18 protein-coding genes and 2 tRNA genes are annotated in these 17,133 nt (G+C 55.4%); 16 read left to right on the top strand and 4 right to left on the bottom strand.

Going from position 1 to position 17,133, the window contains the following annotated elements:
- Positions 1–75: 75 nt before the first annotated feature.
- The 9 genes from queA (at position 76) to ACTIDN_RS01920 (ending at position 7,534) form a co-directional block, all read left to right on the top strand.
- A complete protein-coding gene (queA, locus tag ACTIDN_RS01960) occupies positions 76–1,161 on the top strand; it encodes a tRNA preQ1(34) S-adenosylmethionine ribosyltransferase-isomerase QueA (RefSeq protein ID WP_441375807.1) in 1,086 nt (361 codons plus the stop codon).
- The gene (gene tgt, locus ACTIDN_RS01955; RefSeq protein ID WP_048837783.1) at positions 1,158–2,318 is read left to right on the top strand and encodes a tRNA guanosine(34) transglycosylase Tgt; all 1,161 of its coding nucleotides are present in this window, start codon (positions 1,158–1,160) and stop codon (positions 2,316–2,318) included. The genes queA and tgt overlap by 4 nt, the downstream gene beginning before the upstream one ends.
- 77 nt (positions 2,319–2,395) lie before the next feature.
- Entirely contained in the window at positions 2,396–3,493 is a 1,098-nt protein-coding gene (gene queG, locus ACTIDN_RS01950) for a tRNA epoxyqueuosine(34) reductase QueG (RefSeq protein ID WP_441375806.1), read from the top strand.
- The gene (locus tag ACTIDN_RS01945) at positions 3,490–3,729 is read left to right on the top strand and encodes a ribbon-helix-helix domain-containing protein (protein ID WP_441375805.1); all 240 of its coding nucleotides are present in this window, start codon (positions 3,490–3,492) and stop codon (positions 3,727–3,729) included. The genes queG and ACTIDN_RS01945 overlap by 4 nt, the downstream gene beginning before the upstream one ends.
- A gap of 125 nt (positions 3,730–3,854) precedes the next feature.
- Positions 3,855–4,469, top strand: a complete 615-nt coding sequence (locus ACTIDN_RS01940; protein WP_441375804.1) for a hypothetical protein — start codon at positions 3,855–3,857, stop codon at positions 4,467–4,469.
- A 7-nt stretch (positions 4,470–4,476) separates the two neighbouring features.
- A complete protein-coding gene (locus ACTIDN_RS01935; protein ID WP_441375803.1) occupies positions 4,477–4,782 on the top strand; it encodes a winged helix-turn-helix domain-containing protein in 306 nt (101 codons plus the stop codon).
- 145 nt (positions 4,783–4,927) lie between these two features.
- A complete protein-coding gene (locus ACTIDN_RS01930; protein ID WP_441375802.1) occupies positions 4,928–5,755 on the top strand; it encodes a TerB family tellurite resistance protein in 828 nt (275 codons plus the stop codon).
- Positions 5,756–6,033: 278 nt separating this feature from the next.
- Positions 6,034–6,903 carry an MlaA family lipoprotein gene (locus tag ACTIDN_RS01925; RefSeq protein ID WP_415509081.1) on the top strand — a complete coding sequence of 290 codons (870 nt, stop codon included), beginning with the start codon at positions 6,034–6,036 and terminating at the stop codon, positions 6,901–6,903.
- Positions 6,904–6,910: 7 nt separating this feature from the next.
- Positions 6,911–7,534, top strand: coding sequence for an MlaC/ttg2D family ABC transporter substrate-binding protein (locus ACTIDN_RS01920; protein ID WP_048837790.1), 624 nt, complete (start codon positions 6,911–6,913; stop codon positions 7,532–7,534).
- Positions 7,535–7,607: 73 nt separating this feature from the next.
- Here ACTIDN_RS01920 and ACTIDN_RS01915 read toward each other — a convergent pair whose 3' ends face one another.
- From ACTIDN_RS01915 to ACTIDN_RS01905, 3 genes are all read right to left on the bottom strand, one after another.
- Positions 7,608–8,111 (bottom strand): GNAT family N-acetyltransferase, encoded by a 504-nt coding sequence (locus ACTIDN_RS01915; RefSeq protein WP_441375801.1) that lies wholly within the window; start codon positions 8,109–8,111, stop codon positions 7,608–7,610.
- A gap of 125 nt (positions 8,112–8,236) precedes the next feature.
- Positions 8,237–9,916, bottom strand: coding sequence for an energy-dependent translational throttle protein EttA (gene ettA, locus ACTIDN_RS01910; protein ID WP_048837930.1), 1,680 nt, complete (start codon positions 9,914–9,916; stop codon positions 8,237–8,239).
- Between the two features lie 59 nt (positions 9,917–9,975).
- Positions 9,976–10,049: transfer RNA gene (locus ACTIDN_RS01905), tRNA-Ile, on the bottom strand.
- 151 nt (positions 10,050–10,200) lie between these two features.
- Between ACTIDN_RS01905 and ppa the strand changes: the two genes are divergently transcribed.
- From ppa to ACTIDN_RS01885, 4 genes are all read left to right on the top strand, one after another.
- Positions 10,201–10,728: an inorganic diphosphatase gene (gene ppa / locus ACTIDN_RS01900; protein WP_441375800.1), complete on the top strand. Its 528-nt coding sequence runs from the start codon at positions 10,201–10,203 to the stop codon at positions 10,726–10,728.
- 197 nt (positions 10,729–10,925) lie between these two features.
- Positions 10,926–12,614 carry a hypothetical protein gene (locus ACTIDN_RS01895; RefSeq protein ID WP_441375799.1) on the top strand — a complete coding sequence of 563 codons (1,689 nt, stop codon included), beginning with the start codon at positions 10,926–10,928 and terminating at the stop codon, positions 12,612–12,614.
- Positions 12,615–12,687: 73 nt separating this feature from the next.
- Positions 12,688–13,017 (top strand): DUF4282 domain-containing protein, encoded by a 330-nt coding sequence (locus ACTIDN_RS01890; RefSeq protein WP_415509086.1) that lies wholly within the window; start codon positions 12,688–12,690, stop codon positions 13,015–13,017.
- Positions 13,018–13,027: 10 nt separating this feature from the next.
- Positions 13,028–14,263, top strand: a complete 1,236-nt coding sequence (locus ACTIDN_RS01885) for a hypothetical protein (RefSeq protein WP_441375798.1) — start codon at positions 13,028–13,030, stop codon at positions 14,261–14,263.
- A gap of 56 nt (positions 14,264–14,319) precedes the next feature.
- On the opposite strand, the gene ACTIDN_RS01880 is transcribed toward ACTIDN_RS01885, so the two are convergent.
- Entirely contained in the window at positions 14,320–14,859 is a 540-nt protein-coding gene (locus ACTIDN_RS01880; RefSeq protein ID WP_441375797.1) for a glycine zipper family protein, read from the bottom strand.
- Positions 14,860–15,176: 317 nt separating this feature from the next.
- Between ACTIDN_RS01880 and ACTIDN_RS01875 the strand changes: the two genes are divergently transcribed.
- From ACTIDN_RS01875 to ACTIDN_RS01865, 3 genes are all read left to right on the top strand, one after another.
- Positions 15,177–16,052: a DODA-type extradiol aromatic ring-opening family dioxygenase gene (locus tag ACTIDN_RS01875; protein WP_441375796.1), complete on the top strand. Its 876-nt coding sequence runs from the start codon at positions 15,177–15,179 to the stop codon at positions 16,050–16,052.
- A 55-nt stretch (positions 16,053–16,107) separates the two neighbouring features.
- Entirely contained in the window at positions 16,108–16,716 is a 609-nt protein-coding gene (locus tag ACTIDN_RS01870; protein WP_441375795.1) for a YceI family protein, read from the top strand.
- Between the two features lie 190 nt (positions 16,717–16,906).
- Positions 16,907–16,983: transfer RNA gene (locus ACTIDN_RS01865), tRNA-Asp, on the top strand.
- Positions 16,984–17,133 lie beyond the last annotated feature (150 nt).

Below are 17,133 nucleotides of genomic sequence, written 5' to 3'. Positions count from 1 at the left end.
TTTGAAGCTCACAAAGGCTCAAAGGCCGCATATCCTCTGGCGTAGCGCCACCCGATTGCGTAAACCCGTCCAGCCATGAGCAATCGCACCGAAGATTTTGATTTCCACCTGCCCGAAACCCTGATCGCGCAGGAACCCGCCCGCCCGCGTGAAAGCGCCCGCCTGCTGGATGTGCCCCTGCACGGCCCGTTCAGAGACCTGCATGTCTCAGACCTTCCCGGCCTTTTGCAGCCGGGAGATCTGCTTGTAGCCAATGATACAGCCGTCATACGCGCCCAGTTACACGCCATGCGCGGGGAGGCCCACATTGGGATTACGCTGGACCGTATCCTGCCGGATACCACATGGCATGTACTGCTCCGCAACGCCAAACGCGTTAAGGTTGGAGACACCCTGACCTTTGCCAACACCCCTCACACCGCCACCGTTATGGCACGGGAAGAAGGCGGCGGTGGCATCCTGCGCTTTACTGCGGAAGGGGAGGCTTTTGATGCCTTTCTGCTGCATGTGGGCGCTCTGGCCCTGCCGCCCTATATCCACCGCCCCCACGGCCCGACAGAGCAGGACGCACGCGACTACGCCACCATTTTTGAAGACCATAAAGGTGCCGTAGCAGCCCCCACGGCTGGACTACATTTCACGCCAGCCCTGCTCAACGCGGTTGATGCCACAGGCGCTGACCGCTGTACCCTGACCCTGCATGTGGGCGCAGGCACCTTTCTGCCCGTGCGGGACGACGATATTTCCAAACACCACATGCATGCTGAACGCGGCATTATTACGCCAGAGGTTGCCGCACGGATTAATGCAACACGCAAAGCCGGTGGCCGTATTATTGCCGTTGGCACAACCAGCCTACGCCTGCTGGAAAGTGCTGCGGACGCACACGGTGTAGTGCATCCGTTTAACGCTGAGACCTCCATTTTCATTCGGCCCGGCTACCAGTTTCGGGCGGTGGATATGTTGATGACCAATTTCCACCTACCACGCTCTACGCTGTTTATGCTGGTTAGCGCGTTTGCCGGGCAAGCCAGAATGCGGCAGGCTTATGAGCACGCCGTGCAGACCGGGTACCGCTTTTATTCCTATGGTGACGCCTGCCTGCTGCGCTGCGCCCACAGCATTCATACCCCCCATTCCCCTACCGGAGCCACACCATGAGCCGCTTTCACTGGACCTGCGAAAGCACGGATGGCGCTGCCCGTGCAGGCACGCTGCACACGGCACACGGCCCTGTTGCCACCCCCACTTTCATGCCTGTGGGCACAGTGGGCACCGTAAAAGCCATGACCATGGATGCCGTGCGCTCAACCGGCGCAGGAATAGTCCTGGGCAACACCTATCACCTGATGCTGCGCCCCGGCGCAGAGCGCGTGCAGCAGCTTGGTGGCCTGCACAAGTTTATGGACTGGTCCGGCCCGATCCTGACGGATTCCGGCGGGTTTCAGGTCATGTCTCTCGGCCCGCTCCGCAAGCTGGATCAGGATGGCGTAACCTTCAAATCCCATATTGATGGTTCGACCCACCGGCTGACACCAGAAAGCTCAACAGACATTCAGCACAAGCTGGATGCCACCATTACCATGTGTTTTGACGAATGCCCGGCCCTGCCTGCTCCGGTTGAAACCATTGCCAAGTCCATGCGCCTGTCCATGAAATGGGCAGAACGGTCCCGGCAGGCTTTTATACAGCGTGAGGGCTATGGCCAGTTTGGGATTGTACAAGGCGGCACCGAGGCAGACCTGCGCGCCGAAAGCGTGAAAGCCCTGACCGATATTGGGTTTGAAGGCTATGCCATTGGTGGTCTGGCCGTAGGGGAAGGGCAGGAACTGATGTTCTCTACCCTCAACACCACAGTCCCCCTCATGCCGCAATCTGCCCCACGTTACCTGATGGGTGTAGGCACACCGGATGACCTGCTTGGCAGTGTCATGCGGGGTGTGGACATGTTTGACTGCGTCATGCCCACGCGGGCAGGCCGCACGGCCCGTGCTTATACAGAGCGTGGCACGCTCAACCTGCGCAATGCCCGCCATGCCGGGGATGCACGGCCAATCTCCCCTCACTGCGACTGTCTGGCGTGCACGCGCCATAGCCGCGCCTATTTGCACCACCTGTTCCGAGCCAATGAAATTCTCGGCCCCATGCTGCTGACATGGCACAATATTGCCTATTATCAGCGCCTGATGCGCCAGATCCGGGAAGCGATTCTGGAAAAGCGATTGGAGGCTTTGGCTCTACAGCTCCGGGCAGAGTGGGCCGCCGAAGACTGGAGCGAGGATGAAATGCCGCAACCGGTTATTCCGCCCGTTCCCTAACGCCTGCACGTTGGGACAATAAACACCTTATTCACAGCGTTATTGTCCCTCCCCCCACCAGAAGGATATGGTACCGCGTGGCTGAAGCCCCCGCCCACCCGCTGCACAAGCTGGCGGACCGCATACGGGATAAAGCGCTGGCCCTTGGTTTTGACGCCATTGGGTTCTGCCCCGCCACCCTTGGCCCGGAAGTACGGGAGCGCCTGACCGACTTTTTGGCCAAAGGTTACCATGGAGACATGGGGTGGCTGGCGGACCGTACAACGCAACGCACACACCCTCAAGCTTTATGGCCTGAAGCCCGGAGCGTTATTGCGCTTGGCGTCTCTTACGCGCCGGAAGGCGATGCCCTTGCCACATTAGCCAAAACAGAATGTGGCAATATATCCGTTTACGCGCGGCACCGAGATTATCATGACCTGATAAAAGGCATGCTGAAACATCTGGCCCAGTTTGTCGTGAAGGAAGGGCAGACCATCCTCAGCACGAGCGATACCGGTGAGCCACCACAGGTCAAAGTGTTTGTCGATACGGCTCCCGTGGCGGAAAAACCCTTGGCAGAACAAGCCGGGCTGGGCTGGCAGGGCAAACATACCAATCTGGTCTCCCGCAGCCACGGAAGCTGGCTGTTTCTGGGCGAAATTTACACCACACTTGAGTTACCGCAGTCTGAGCCGTCCGGTGGACAGTGCGGGAATTGCACACGCTGCCTGACCGCCTGCCCCACGCAAGCCTTCCCCGCCCCGTACCAGATGGATGCACGGCGCTGTATCTCCTACCTGACCATAGAACATGCAGGCCCCATCCCACATGCTCTGCGTGCGGCCATTGGCACACATATCTATGGCTGTGATGACTGCCTGGCGGTCTGCCCATGGAACCGGTTTGCCGCCGTGTCTCACCAGATCAAACTCCAACCGCGCCCTGACCTGATAGCCCCTGAACTGGCAGACCTTGTGCAACTGGATGACACCGCTTTCCGCCAACGTTTTTCTGGCTCGCCCATCAAGCGCATTGGCCGTGACCGGTTTATCCGCAATGTGCTGACCGCTATTGGCAATAGTGGCAGGCAGGAACTCACACCGTTAGCCAGTGCCCTCTGCCACGACCCCAACCCGGTTGTCGCAGAAGCTGCGGAGTGGGCTGTCACCCGCCTGAAAGACAACACGCCATGAGCGCGCACTTACGCAAACGCAGCCTGATTTTATCAGGCCACGATACCAGCGTGGCGCTGGAACCCGAATTCTGGCAGGTGCTGGATACACTGGCGCAGCAAAAACGGCTGCCATTCCCCACTCTGGTCGCCAAGATAGATGCCGCCCGCATACCCACCCAATCGTTAGCGTCTGCCTTGCGGGTTTATGCGCTCAAGAGCCTTCTACCGCCGGAAAACGAACAACCCTCTTCTTGAAATTAAAGCGATGGAAGCCCCCAATCAGCTTTGTAGAAAATTATACTTTGTATTTCAAAGTTATTTGTGTACGGTGAGTTTGTAGACTTTTTCTACCCTCTCTTTTGTGTGCAAAGGCTGCCCGCATGACCCAGACATCCCATACGCTTCAGCAGGATATCAACTTTCTCCGTACGCTGGCGGAAGCCGGACAAAATATGCCTCTGACCTGCGGCCCCTACCTGATTGTGGCTGGCCTTGTTTTTAGTGGTGCCAGCGTGCTGGCCTGGGCGGCCACACACAATGCTCTGGGTCTGACACCCCACGCCATTGTCTGGATTTTTGCTGCTGCTATGGCGGTGCACTTGGGCGCAATGTGGCTGCTTTCATCAAGATTACAGCAACATGGCGCTGCATCCGCCTCCAACCGTACCCTCAAATGGGTCTGGTCGGGGCTGGGAAGCTGTATTGCCACGGTTTTTCTAGCGGCAGTTATTTTGAACTGGAAGTTCCAGAACCCTCTGGCATGGGCCTTGTTCCCGGCTCTTGTTCTCGGCCTTTATGGCGCAGCATGGCAGGTGACAGCCCTGCTTTCCCGGCAGCGTTGGGTATGGTGCGTTGCTATGGGAGCCTTTGCTGGTGCACTGCTTATCTCTGCGCTCAGCAACCAACCTTCAGTTTTTCTGGCTTATGCAGGTCTCCTGCTTCTGCTCTCCGTATTGCCGGGCTGCATACTGGTCCGTAAACAGGCAGCAGGATGAGGAGCGCGTGACCCTGTTCGATATTCACCAGATTGATGAAACAATCCACGGTCGGGTGCGGTTGGGCATTATGGCCTTTCTTGCCGCAAGCGGTACAGCAGACTTCACCAGTCTGCGGAAACATCTAGCTGTTTCAGACGGCAACTTGTCCACTCACCTCAAAAAACTGGAAGAAGCGGCCTATATCGAGCAGCATAAATCGTTTACCGGCCGCAAACCGCTCACCCAGATTGAATTGACCCCACAAGGCCGCACAGCGTTTCTGGCTTATCTGGAAGCCATGAGCCGTCTTGTCAGTGCATCTTCCGTGTAACAGGCGTTTCGGGCTTGAGCTCTCTTGCAACCAAAAGGGCAGAGGAGAGTTGCCTTCTCATGGCATGACTAATCTTGTTATAGTCTCCGATATGACGGCTGCGGCATAACCAGCCGTCCCGCAAAACAGGTTGAAAACAGACAGTATGGCTATTTGGGGTAAGATATTTGGAGGGGTTGCCGGATTTGCCATGGGGGGGCCTATGGGGGCTGCTCTTGGTACGGCACTTGGCCATGCGGCAGATAAGGGGACGTTGCTCAACCCTCCTGCCGGTGGGTGGAGCGACCGGTTTTCAGCCCGCACAAACCCGGACCCGGCCGGTGCTGCAACTTTCATGGCCGCCAAACTTGCCGCCGCCATGGGCAAGAAGGAGCAGCTTTATGGCCTAAGCAGCGTTATTCTGTGCGCCAAACTTGCCAAATGTGATGCCCCCGTAAACCGGCGGGAGATTAACGCCTTCAAAGCCCGCTTCCGCGTGCCAGATGAAAACATGCGCGAACTGGGCCGCCTGTTCGACATGTCCCGCCAGCGTACGGATGACTTTGAGGGCTTTGCGCGTGAGCTCGGCAACGCTTACGCCACCGAGAAACAGCCACTGGAAGACCTGATGGGCGTACTGTTTGGTATTGCCCGTGCTGATCTGGCCCCCGATGAACCCCTGACGAAGGAAGAACTGCACTTCCTCCAACGGGTGCATACCCTGTTTGGCCTGAGCCGGGGCGCGTGGGAGCGGGCGGAACAGGGACGTGCCCGCCCATCCATGATGGAAGATGATGCCTATGTGATTATGGGTATCGAGTCGTCAGCATCCAACGAGGAAATACGCGCGCACTGGAAAATGCTTGTGCGCCAGTATCACCCGGACGTGATGACAGCCCGTAATGCCCCACCAGCCGAAATTGAGGCTGCTTCCGCCAAAATCTCCCGCATCAACGCGGCATGGGACGTGATAAAACGCGACCGTGGGCTGTAAGCATACCTATTACCTGAAGCGGAGCGTGGGGGTATTTTTTGCTTTCACGCTCAAAACGTGGCTTAACTGCGTCTTTCGCGCAACAAAACTGTAAAAATTGTCTTTTGTTATGAACCTTAAGGCCCTGACTGCGCTTATTTTTCTCTACCCTGTCGGCAACGCAGAGAAGCCCTGCATTGCTTAGTCTCGTTCTCGTGGTAGACAGTGCGGCAGGATACCTCCTGCCATAATGGTCAGGATGTTTAAGGATACGTGACAGGGTGAAGGTGAAGGCGGCAATGAATTCTGGACGGAACGGCACACGACTCCGCCCCTGTGGTCAGGCACATACTGCTCAGGCTCAGGAAGCCCCTTCGGCATCCCGCCGTTTTTCCAAGCGCCACGCTGTTTTTGCTCTCTCACTCATGACCCTTGCAGGGTGCAGTAGCATTAAAGCGCCAGTCCCCACGGACCCGGATGCTCTTGAAGACTACAAACAAGCCAATGACCCCTACGAGCCGCTGAACCGTAAAATCTACGGTGTGATGATGAAGGCGGACAAATGGGCGCTCCGGCCTGTTGCCAAAGCCTATGTATGGGCTGTGCCGCACCCTGTGCGAAATGCCTTTGGCAACATGATCCTGACCATGAACGAGCCTTCGGCCTTCTTTAACGATGTTGGTGCAGGCAAACCCCGCCGTGCAGGCGATGCCTTTGTGCGCTGGTGCATCAATATGTCCGTTGGTGTTGGCGGCCTGATAGACGTCGCCAAAATGGCGGGTTACCCGCACCAGGATAACGATGCAGGTCTGACACTGGCCAACTGGGGTATTCCGTCTGGCCCCTACCTCTTCCTGCCTATGGGCCCCTCCTCCATCCGTGATGGAATCGGGTACGGGATTGATCAGGGGCTTTCCCCCTGGAACTATGTGCCGCGTGGTTACGGTCTCGTGAGTTTCAACTGGGCCTATAACATGCTTGGTGTAATACATGGCCGCTCAGAGCATCTGGATGAACTGGATGCCTTGCAGCGTGATGCGCTGGACCCGTATGCCACCATCCGCAGTGCCTATCAGCAACAGCGCAAAGCCCATGCTGAGGCCATTAAAAACGACCACCGGGCCACTGTGCCACTGTGGTACCATGTCAAGAATAGACAACAAGGGTAGCACTGACATGACTTTCTTTTCCGGCCGTCGCCTTTTTCTCGGCTCCCTTGCTCTCCTGTGTGCAGGCAGCCTTGCTGCCGCCCCCGCCCGTGCAGCACAGAACACCCATCAGTTTATTGAGAGCTTCGGCAAGCAGCTTGTTGCTATTGTAAACAGCCCGGTTCCACTTTCTGAAAAGAAAGAGAAGGTTCTGCCGCTGATCCAGAAGAATGTGGATATTGATGCCATTGGCCGCTATTGCCTTGGCCGTTACTGGAAAACAGCAACACCACAGCAGCAGAAAGAATATCTGGGCCTGTTCAACCAGATTCTTGTAAGCGCCATTACAGACAAGCTGGGTGACTATCGCGGCGTTAGCTTCACCATTGGTGCCATCACCAAATCTGGCGATGATGATTCTGTTGAAGCAACCCTGCTTCGCCCACAGCAGCCCCCTGCCAGCATGCAGTGGATTGTCAGTTCCGCCAGCGGGACAGACAAAGTTGTGGACGTTATTGGGGAAGGTGCCAGCCTGCGCCTGACACAGCGCCAAGACTACTCAGCCTATATCGCCCGCAATGGTGGCAATGTTGATGCGTTGATCAAGGCTCTGAAACACCAGATTGAGCATCATTCAGCCTCTGCTCAGTAACGGCTTAACCATTTGGTTCGGTTACAAAAAAGCACCCACACCGGGTGCTTTTTTTTATGGCTAAATACTTTGGCTACGGTTGGCGTTTGCTTTCATAAACCAACATGGTCTGCCCCTCGCGCATAAAGCGCTCACATTCCTGCATCCCTATGCCTTTCAGAATACTGCGGGACGCCAGATTACTCTCCTTCGCAACCGCTATCACCCTGCGTATGCCTGCATTATGGGTAAAACTAAGCGCCGCATTGGCTGCTTCCCGCGCAATACCGCGCCCACTCGCCCACGGGTAGAGAGCAAAGCGCAAGCCAAAGCCGCGTCCATCTGGTCGGTCATGAATACCGGTCATGCCCACAAACCGCCCTTGTTCATGGATGGTGAAAATACCAACGCGATGGCAGGCCCAGAAGGCGATATCATCCGCCATTTCCTTCTCTGCCTGCTGACGGGTGCAGACGCCGCCCAACATCTGGCCAAATGCACCACCATCCGCCTTCAGGCGCACCATGTCTTCCATATCGCGCCAGCTCACAGGCCGGAGCGTAAGCCGCCCTGTGTTGAGAGTGCGTGCATCAGTCATGAAAAGCCCTCCCGCTCAGGGGGGAAATACACAAAACCCTGCTCCGGTGAAGAGCAGGGTTTTGCAAAACAATAACCGGAACGACTTGAGAGAAGAAAACGCTCTCCCAAGCCGTCAGCCAGACCTTAGCGTGCGATAGGGCGATAACGAATGCGGCCCGGCTCGGTTGCATCAGCACCAAGGCGGCGGCGTTTGTCTTCTTCATAAGCCTGGAAGTTACCCTCAAACCATTCGACGTGGGAATCCCCTTCGAAGGCCAGAATATGCGTTGCCAGACGGTCAAGGAACCAACGGTCATGGGTAATCACCACGGCACAACCGGGGAATTCAGCCAAGGCTTCTTCCAAGGCACGCAGGGTATCCACGTCAAGGTCGTTGGTTGGTTCGTCAAGCAGCAGCACGTTGCTTTCCTGACGCAGCATTTTGGCCAGATGCACGCGGTTACGCTCACCACCGGACAGAATGCCAACCTTCTTCTGCTGGTCAGACCCTTTAAAGTTAAAGGCCCCCACATACGCACGGGACGGCACAGAGCGCTTACCCAGATAGATGACGTCCGTACCGCCGGAAATTTCTTCCCAGACCGTTTTGTTGGGGTCCAGATCATCACGGGACTGGTCAACATAGCCCAGCTTGACGGTCTCACCAATTTTCAGCTCGCCGGAATCCGGCTTTTCCGCACCCACAATCATTTTAAACAGGGTGGATTTACCAGCACCGTTCGGCCCGATAACCCCGACAATGCCACCCGGTGGCAGCTTGAAGTTCAGGTCATCAATCAGCAGGCGGTCACCAAAGCCTTTGCACAAGTGGTCGGCCTCAATAACCGTGCCACCCAAGCGTGGGCCGGGCGCAATAACGATATCTGCCACGCCGTTCTGTTTTTCAGCACTGGCGGCCAGCATTTCTTCATACCGGGCAATACGGGACTTGCTTTTGGCCTGACGGGCCTTGGGGCTGGAGCCAATCCACTCCTGCTCGGCAGCAAGAGCACGCTGGCGGGCACTTTCCTCTTTTTCTTCCTGAGCAAGACGCTTGCGCTTCTGTTCCAGCCAGGAGGAGTAGTTGCCTTCAAACGGCAGGCCACGGCCACGCTCGATTTCAAGAATCCAGTTGGTCACGTTATCAAGGAAGTAACGGTCATGGGTGATGACCATGACAGTGCCCTGATAGTCGTGCAGGGTTTTTTCCAGCCAAGCCACACTTTCTGCGTCCAGATGGTTGGTTGGTTCGTCAAGCAGCAGAATGTCTGGCTTTTCAATCAGCAGGCGGCACAGGGCCACGCGGCGGCGCTCACCACCGGACAGTTTGTCAACCGGGCTATCAGCAGGGGGGCAGCGTAGGGCGTCCAGCGCAATCTCAAGTTTGCGGTCCAGCTCCCAGCCATCGCCTGCATCAATTTTTTCCTGCAATTCGGCCTGTTCGGCCAGCAGGGCATTCATTTCCTCGTCGCTCATGGGCTCGGCAAAACGCATGGAAATTTCGTTAAACCGGTCCAGCGCCTTTTTCAGCTCACCAAAGCCGAGGGCCACGTTTTCCCCGACCGTCAGTTTGGGATCAAGCTGGGGTTCCTGCTCCAGATAGCCAACCTTGACGCCTTCAGCAGCCCACGCTTCACCGCCATATTCCTTATCAATCCCGGCAATAATTTTGAGCAGGGTTGATTTACCGGCACCGTTGACGCCGAGCACACCAATTTTAACACCGGGAAGGAAGGAGAGCGTAATGCCCTTGAACACTTCGCGCCCGCCTGGATAGGACTTGGTGAGGTCCTTCATCACATAGACGTATTGATAGGATGCCATGAGATGAACCCCCGCAAATGAATGGTGGCGCGCCGTATAAGGACGTGAAAAGAAAAACCTGCGCCCGGCAGGACTTGAACCCGCAACCTAGCCGTTATGAGCGGCCCGCTCTAACCAATTGAGCTACAGGCGCACACAGGTAGGCCCTGATTTACGCAACCTGAGCCATTTGGCAAGGGTTAGAGCACGAAAATAACCAAAAAACCTTATAGCTGTTCCCGCTTGGCAAGAAGCACGGCTGTGGATAGGGTCTGACATCCGTATTTTTAGTGCTGGAGTACGTTATGGACGTATCAAAAATTTCCGCCGGTAAAGATGTACCATTTGACATTAATGTCGTCATTGAGATCCCGCAGGGTTCCTCTGTAAAATACGAAGTAGACAAAGACAGCGGGGCCATTTTTGTTGACCGCTTCCTGTTTACACCCATGGCCTACCCCACGGCTTACGGCTTCATTCCCGGCACACTGGCCGCTGATGGTGACCCGACCGATGCGCTAGTGCTGACCCCCGCCAACGTAGTGCCTGGCTCCGTTATCCGGTCACGCCCAATTGGTGTGCTGAAGATGGAAGACGAATCCGGTCAGGACGAAAAAATCATCTGTGTCCCGCACGACAAGATTCACCCGCAGTTCAGCAAAGTGGAAAGCATTGCAGATCTGCCGGAAATCACGGTTAAAGCCATCGAGCATTTCTTTACCCGCTACAAAGACCTTGAGCCCGGCAAATGGGTCAAAGTAACCGGCTGGGGCTCCCGCGAAGAAGCAGCAGACTTCATCCGCAGTGGTGTGGAAGCTGCCAAGAAGGGCTGAGCCTCCTCCCAGCACAAAAGATAAAGGCTACCGCAAGGTAGCCTTTGCCTGCCCATTTTTTATAGAACAGTTCGGTCATTTTAAGCATTATTGCAGACCGCAGCTTACCTTCTTCAAATTTATACCTTCAAAGTTATATTTTTATCGTCATCTTAAATTTTATTTGTGTATAAGTTGTAAGATATTAGGAGTGGACGATGTCGCAATTTCATAAATCTGCTTTTTTATGGCGCTATCTCATATGTTCCGGTGTTGCAGCGCTCGCCCTGCACCCTCTTGTTTCCAAAACGGCGGCGGCCGAACCAGCCACATTTGCCCATTCGCGCCACCATAATGTTGAAATAGATTTTGCCGACCCAGCAGCACGGTGCGCCGTGACCGACCTGCACCTGAAAATGGCCATTACCCCAGAAAGCCATGACATTGGTGCTGTTGAGCAGCAGATCCACCTAGCCAACGCATTAGGGCGCAAACTGGCAACTGACCACCAGTGCGCCGCCGTGCAGTCTGTGGATATTGCTGTCATCCAAAACGGGTCCGAAGCTCGGCACCTTCAGGCCACTAGGGGCACCAACTGGCAGTTTGCCGAGGTTTCAGCGAGCCAGCCAGCTCCCCCTGCCCAACCAGCAGCCCCATTCCCCCCGGTGCCTGACGCATTGGGTGCCGCAGCCGTAACTGCACCCAATGCACCAGCAGCAGATGCGCCCGCACCCACGACATCTCCCGCTCAGGCGCAGGACGCAGCGCCTTCAGTGCCCCAACAAACACCGGTTGTACTCCCGGAAGGATACATGGGCTTACTGGCCCTACTGGTCCGCCATAATCCGGCGCTGCTGGATAATGAAAATATTCAGACTTGCTGGGCACGCCATGCTTTCCAGCGCGACTTTTTTGCCGCCCAAGGTAACGAGTTCCGGAAACATGAGGTTGAGAACAGGGCCAAGGCAGATCTGACCCAGATCAGCCAGCAAATCCCGGCGGGCACCCTTGAAGCAAACTTGGCTGTGCGCCTTGGTGAGTATGACTTTAAACAGTCTTCCTTCCCGGTGGCGCTCGATGGCAATGTTCTCACACTGTCCAGCTCCTGCGATATGTCTGACACGACCGTTCCCGGTCGGGTCGGTCTGAAGCTTGGTGAAACTGCGCCAATATTCCGCTTGCCTATGCCCGCTGCTGAAGCAGAACAATTCCTGAAACAGCGGACGCGCTTTGGCTTCATCAACCGGGAGATGATGGCCGTTCTGACCTTCCATGTAGAAGACAGCCAACTGGATAAAATGGCAGATAACGCGCCACAGCCAGTGACGCTGACCCATGTGAAAATCTACAGCGACACAGACAAAACCAGCCTTCTTGCTGACATTGGCCCAGACGCACTGGAAAACATGCGTAAGGCACAGGAAGCAGCAAAAGCAGCACAGCAGGCCAAAGAAGCCGCTGAACAACAGGCTGAAAACCGGCGTAGAATGGCGGAGCGCTTACAGAGTGCCAGCCGGTCTGAAAAATTGGCCATGTGGGTTGGCCAGAACACGCATGGATTTAACACACCCGACCTGAACACCATGCGGTCTGTGCGCGCCAGAACCATTATGCAGGGAGCACCTGTAGATGCCATTCTGCTTGTTCAGGCGGATGGCAGTGGTCGCGCACAGGTGCCAACCAAATGGCCGGGCAAACTGAACCTAACAACACCTAAGGATCAGCCTGCCCTCGCCAGCGGCACATGGTATCTTGTGCAGGGGCCTGTCAGTGTTCCTGAAAAAGGGGACTTCCCCGCGGCAGAAATGACCGTGCAAACCCTTCATGCCTGTCAGCAGGATCAATGCAAGGAAGCGGAAGACCCACAGGCCCTTCTGGCTGCGCTACAACCCACAGTTAAACCCTGAACCGCGCTTTTTAGAAAACCGGTTTGCGGAACGTCTTTTTTGCTCACGCTTTTTCCAATACGGGATCGCACCAATGAAATCTCTTCTGACATTTGACACGCTGATTACCCCCAAATTCATCAAATTCTTTTTCTATGTTGGCGTGTTTTTCTGCATGCTGACTGGCTTTGGAACATTTATTTCCATTCTGCTCGGCTGCATTAATGGGGCACAGATGTCTGGCTCCTCTTCTGCTATGGGGGCTATTCTCGGCCTGATTCTCGGCCTGATCGCAGGCACCATTGTTACACTTGTGGGCATTGTTCTGGCCCGTGTTTCCAGTGAACTGACGTTAGTGATCTTCATGATCCGGGATGAACTTGCCTGGCAGCGTGAAAACACGACCAAATCCTCCCTCTCCTAAGGCCGAACCCATGCAGTCTGGCACATACAGCACAGCGCCTCTGGCGCAGGGGAAGCCGGACCCGAACCTTCTGCTCCCCCCTCTTTCCGCCCTCGCCCCTCCCGGCAAGCTGGCAGAGGCAAGCTCTGCTCAGGCTTTTGCCCCTATGGACACATCATCTGTTGATGATGTCCTCAAACGGGCCGAAGCCTTGTGGGGTGAACATGCTCCGCGCATCAAAAGCTCGACCAAGGCCACGGCTGACCAGCTTGGCAAGTTTGCCAGCACGGTCGTGCATCAGGGAGAAGATACCCTGCAAGGCCTGCGCACAACCATGGCAGACCCAGAAAAACGGTCTGGTTTATGGGCACGTTACCGCACTGTCTTTATAGGCGGCGGTGTTGGCCTGATTGTGCTGGCAGGCGTTGGTTGGGGCGTGGTACGCCACGAAGCCAGTACAATCGCTGATAAGAAGGTTCAGGACTTTCTCACTCAGTCTGGCCTCTCACCTTATGTCAAATACGAGTCTGTGAGCGCAACGCCTTTTGGGTCTGTTACGCTGCACAACGTGCAGGTACAGTTCGCCAGAGCGGGTTCGCCGCCCCTCAAAATTGGCGCTCTGTCAGCGAGTGGCCTGTCATCCTCCAGCACACTGCCAAACTCTCTTGATCTGACAGCCAGCGATATTGACTGCCCATTGAATGATGTAGGAACCTATACAGGCGGCACATTCCGAGGCGAGGGCCTGAGAACGCTGGGCTATACCCACGTTACGGGAAATGCCTCACTGTCCTACACTCTTTCTGGCCAGACACTCCGCTTCGCTTCCCAGTCTGATTTTGACAAAATTGGTGGTTGGACTGTCAATTTTGACCTTGGTGGCGTACCTGTAGAGCAGCTCAAAGCGCTGTCTGGCATGGTTCAGAACAATCCGGAACAAAGCTTTTTGATGCTGATGCAACTGGCCTCACAGTCGAATAGTGCTGTGCTGAACAGTGCATCACTTAAATTGGACAACTCCGGACTGGTAGAGCGTGCGCAGGCCGTACCGAATACGCAGTTTCCACAAACGGAGACTGTACCTGACGCCGCCTCTCCTTTGGAAAAGTGGACCATACAAGGCGGGAAACTGACCGTTACAGCGCAACCGCAACAGCCGCTGCCTGTCATGACGCAAGGGTTTCTGGGGCAACCAACCCTTAACCCTGCCTTTAACACACTCCGCCAATTTATTGCCGCAACTCATGCGGACGTAACAGCAAACTAAAAAACAGGGGCTGGTTCAAACAAAAAACTAGCCCTTCTCTTTTCTTTAGTGCACTCTTAATCCAGCTCAATTGTTGAGTCTGGCTTTTTGCCTGACGTTGCAGCTGCTTTCTTGGCAGGCTGACGGGTTTTGACGTGTGAGCGCTGTACCGGCGCACTTTCTGGAGCCTGCGCCGTATAGCCCGGCAGAACGTTGTGGTAGGCAATCATGCACTGCACATACGTATTGTTATACTGCGTCTGGAGGCCATCCTGCTGGTTTTGGGAATAATATGCCCCACCGCCACTACCACCCAACGCACCTGCCGCAGCACCAATACCTGCACCTGCGCCGCCACCAGCCGCCGCACCAAGGCCAGCACCCAGTGCTGTTGTAGCCAAAGCTCCGTAAATTGCTCTGTGATTTTGGTGCTCAGCTTGCCCGCTAATGGCCTGAGCAGCCTGATTACGGCAAAACTGCTGCTCTTGTAGAAAGACAGTATAGTCCTTGCCGGGGCCCGGCAAAACCTGTGCGGTTGGTGCTGTTGGGGTTTCTGCACATGCGGCAAGAGAAAGCAGCGCAGCCAAAGGAATGAGGGCTTTAGTATTGAACGACATTGATATCCCCGAATAAAATTTTGCCTGTGATTTTTACAATATATTCACGGCCATATGAAGGCTTATATTTTACAAATCTGGCACTCTTCAAAATGAATAAACTATAAGTTTCCACCTACAATAGTCTTGCGCACCACCACTTTAAACACGCACAGTTTTACAAGCGCTATCGCTTCCATTTTCACTACTCGCCCATCATGCTTTTGGTTTTTCATCTCACACCATGCGTGTGAAATCTGTTGCCAAAATACGCGCTTATCAAACCGTGAAAATGAGCAGACACTCGGTTCGTTGTTGTTTTCAGGAGTACGGCACCCATGGCCGCTCAAACCTCACATCCGGTTACCGGCCGCCAGCCTGTGCTGTTTATTCCCCACGGCGGCGGCCCGTGCTTTTTTATGGACTGGCCCGTGACGTGGGACGCCATGGAGGCGTATTTGCGCAACCTGCGCCACAGCCTGCCCCAGATGCCAGATGCCATACTGGTTGTTTCCGGCCACTGGGAAAGTGCTGTTCCCACCCTGACAGCGGCCCAAGCACCCAGTCTGATTTACGATTATTCCGGCTTTCCACCGCACACCTACCAGTTGCGCTATCCTGCGCCCGGCTCCCCGGCACTGGCAGAGCAGGCGGCTGCTCTTCTCACCGAAGCTGGTATCCCTAGCGCTACTGACCCTGAAAGGGGGCTGGACCATGGGGTGTTCATTCCCCTCATGGTGACGTTTGAAGAGGCAACAATTCCGGTGGTCGAACTGTCCTTGCAGAACACTCTGGACCCCGCACTCCATATCCGGATAGGGCAGGCGCTCGCCCCTTTACGGGATCAGAACGTGCTGATTCTGGGCACAGGCATGAGCTACCATAACCTGCGGCACTTCATGAACGCAGACCCTACTACCGATGACGCTGCCCGTGCTTTTGATACGTGGCTGCTTCAGGCTGCCTACCTACCAGAAGCCGAGCGCAATCAGAGTCTGACCCAATGGCAGGCAGCGCCCGCTGCCAAATTATGCCACCCGCGTGAGGAGCACTTGTTGCCACTTATGGTTGTAGCTGGTGCGGCGGGCGCAGACCAAGGCCAACGCACTTATGCCGATACCGTTAACGGCAAGGCGCTTTCCGGTTTTGGGTTTGGCCTCTCCCCTTCCCCCACTGCGCCTATGGCCCAGCCCCATGCCGTCAGTCCGGCTTGAGCACCATACGCAGCCCCTCCTTCCTTTCCGTTCACACAAACAAGGTTGTTTTCTTATGCTGAAAAAAATTCTGGTCCTCACACTCACCGCAACAGCACTGGCTGGCACGACTCTGTCTGGTGCTCAGGCTGCATCTTTTTCAGACGTGCAGAGTGGTAACTACGCCATTGAACCAACGCATACGCAGGTTCTGTTCTCTCTGCTGCATTTTGGCTTTACGCCCTATGTGGGCCTGTTTTCCAACGCAAGCGGCACCCTGAAACTGGACACAGCCCACCCTGCTGCCTCCCGCCTGCAAGTGACTGTTCCGGTCAACAGTGTGCAGACCACCAGTGATAAACTGACAGCCGAACTCCAGCAGGCAGACTGGTTTGACGTAGCCCATTACCCCACGGCCACCTTTACCTCCTCTAAAATAACGCCAGATGGCAAAGGCGGCGCCACCATTACGGGCACCTTTACCCTGCATGGCATTACTAAACCCCTTACCCTGCACGCCACCTATGTTGGGTCCGGCGTAAACCCGATGGACAAAGCCTATACGGTAGGGTTTCAGGCCACTGGCGTTATTAAGCGCAGCGACTACGGTGTGAACAAATATGTGCCGGTTGTGGGTGATGATGTGACACTTACCCTTGCAGGCGCATTTGAAAAGCAGCCCTGATTTCTGCCCCCTAAAGACGCCTCCCCTTCATATGATGGAGGGGAGGCTCTGTCTGCACAGCCTGTAACCCGCTGAACAGACAGAAAAAATAACAAAAATGCATTTTTTTCGATAAACCCTGTTGCCAAACAAAAAATCCTCGCTATAAGACGCGACATACCAACGCACATCACTGATGAGCGTCTGGACTGCGGGTGTAGCTCAGTTGGTTAGAGCGCCGGCCTGTCACGCCGGAGGTCGCGGGTTCGAGCCCCGTCACTCGCGCCACTTTCTCTCAAAAATATATTTTTATAGAGAAAGGGCGCGACCCCTCAGGGGTTTCTCCTTCCCATATAGCATATCTTCTGCACCGCGCGTCTTCTAATACGCACTCTCGCAAGCTCTACGCAAAATGGCCCAGCATAAGCCGAGCCATTT

The organism is Acetobacter sp. (genome assembly GCF_052102375.1).
In the GTDB taxonomy this organism is placed as follows: Bacteria; Pseudomonadota; Alphaproteobacteria; order Acetobacterales; family Acetobacteraceae; genus Acetobacter.
Note: the sequence above shows the minus strand (reverse complement) of the source record. Positions and strands in the feature narration are given on the sequence as shown.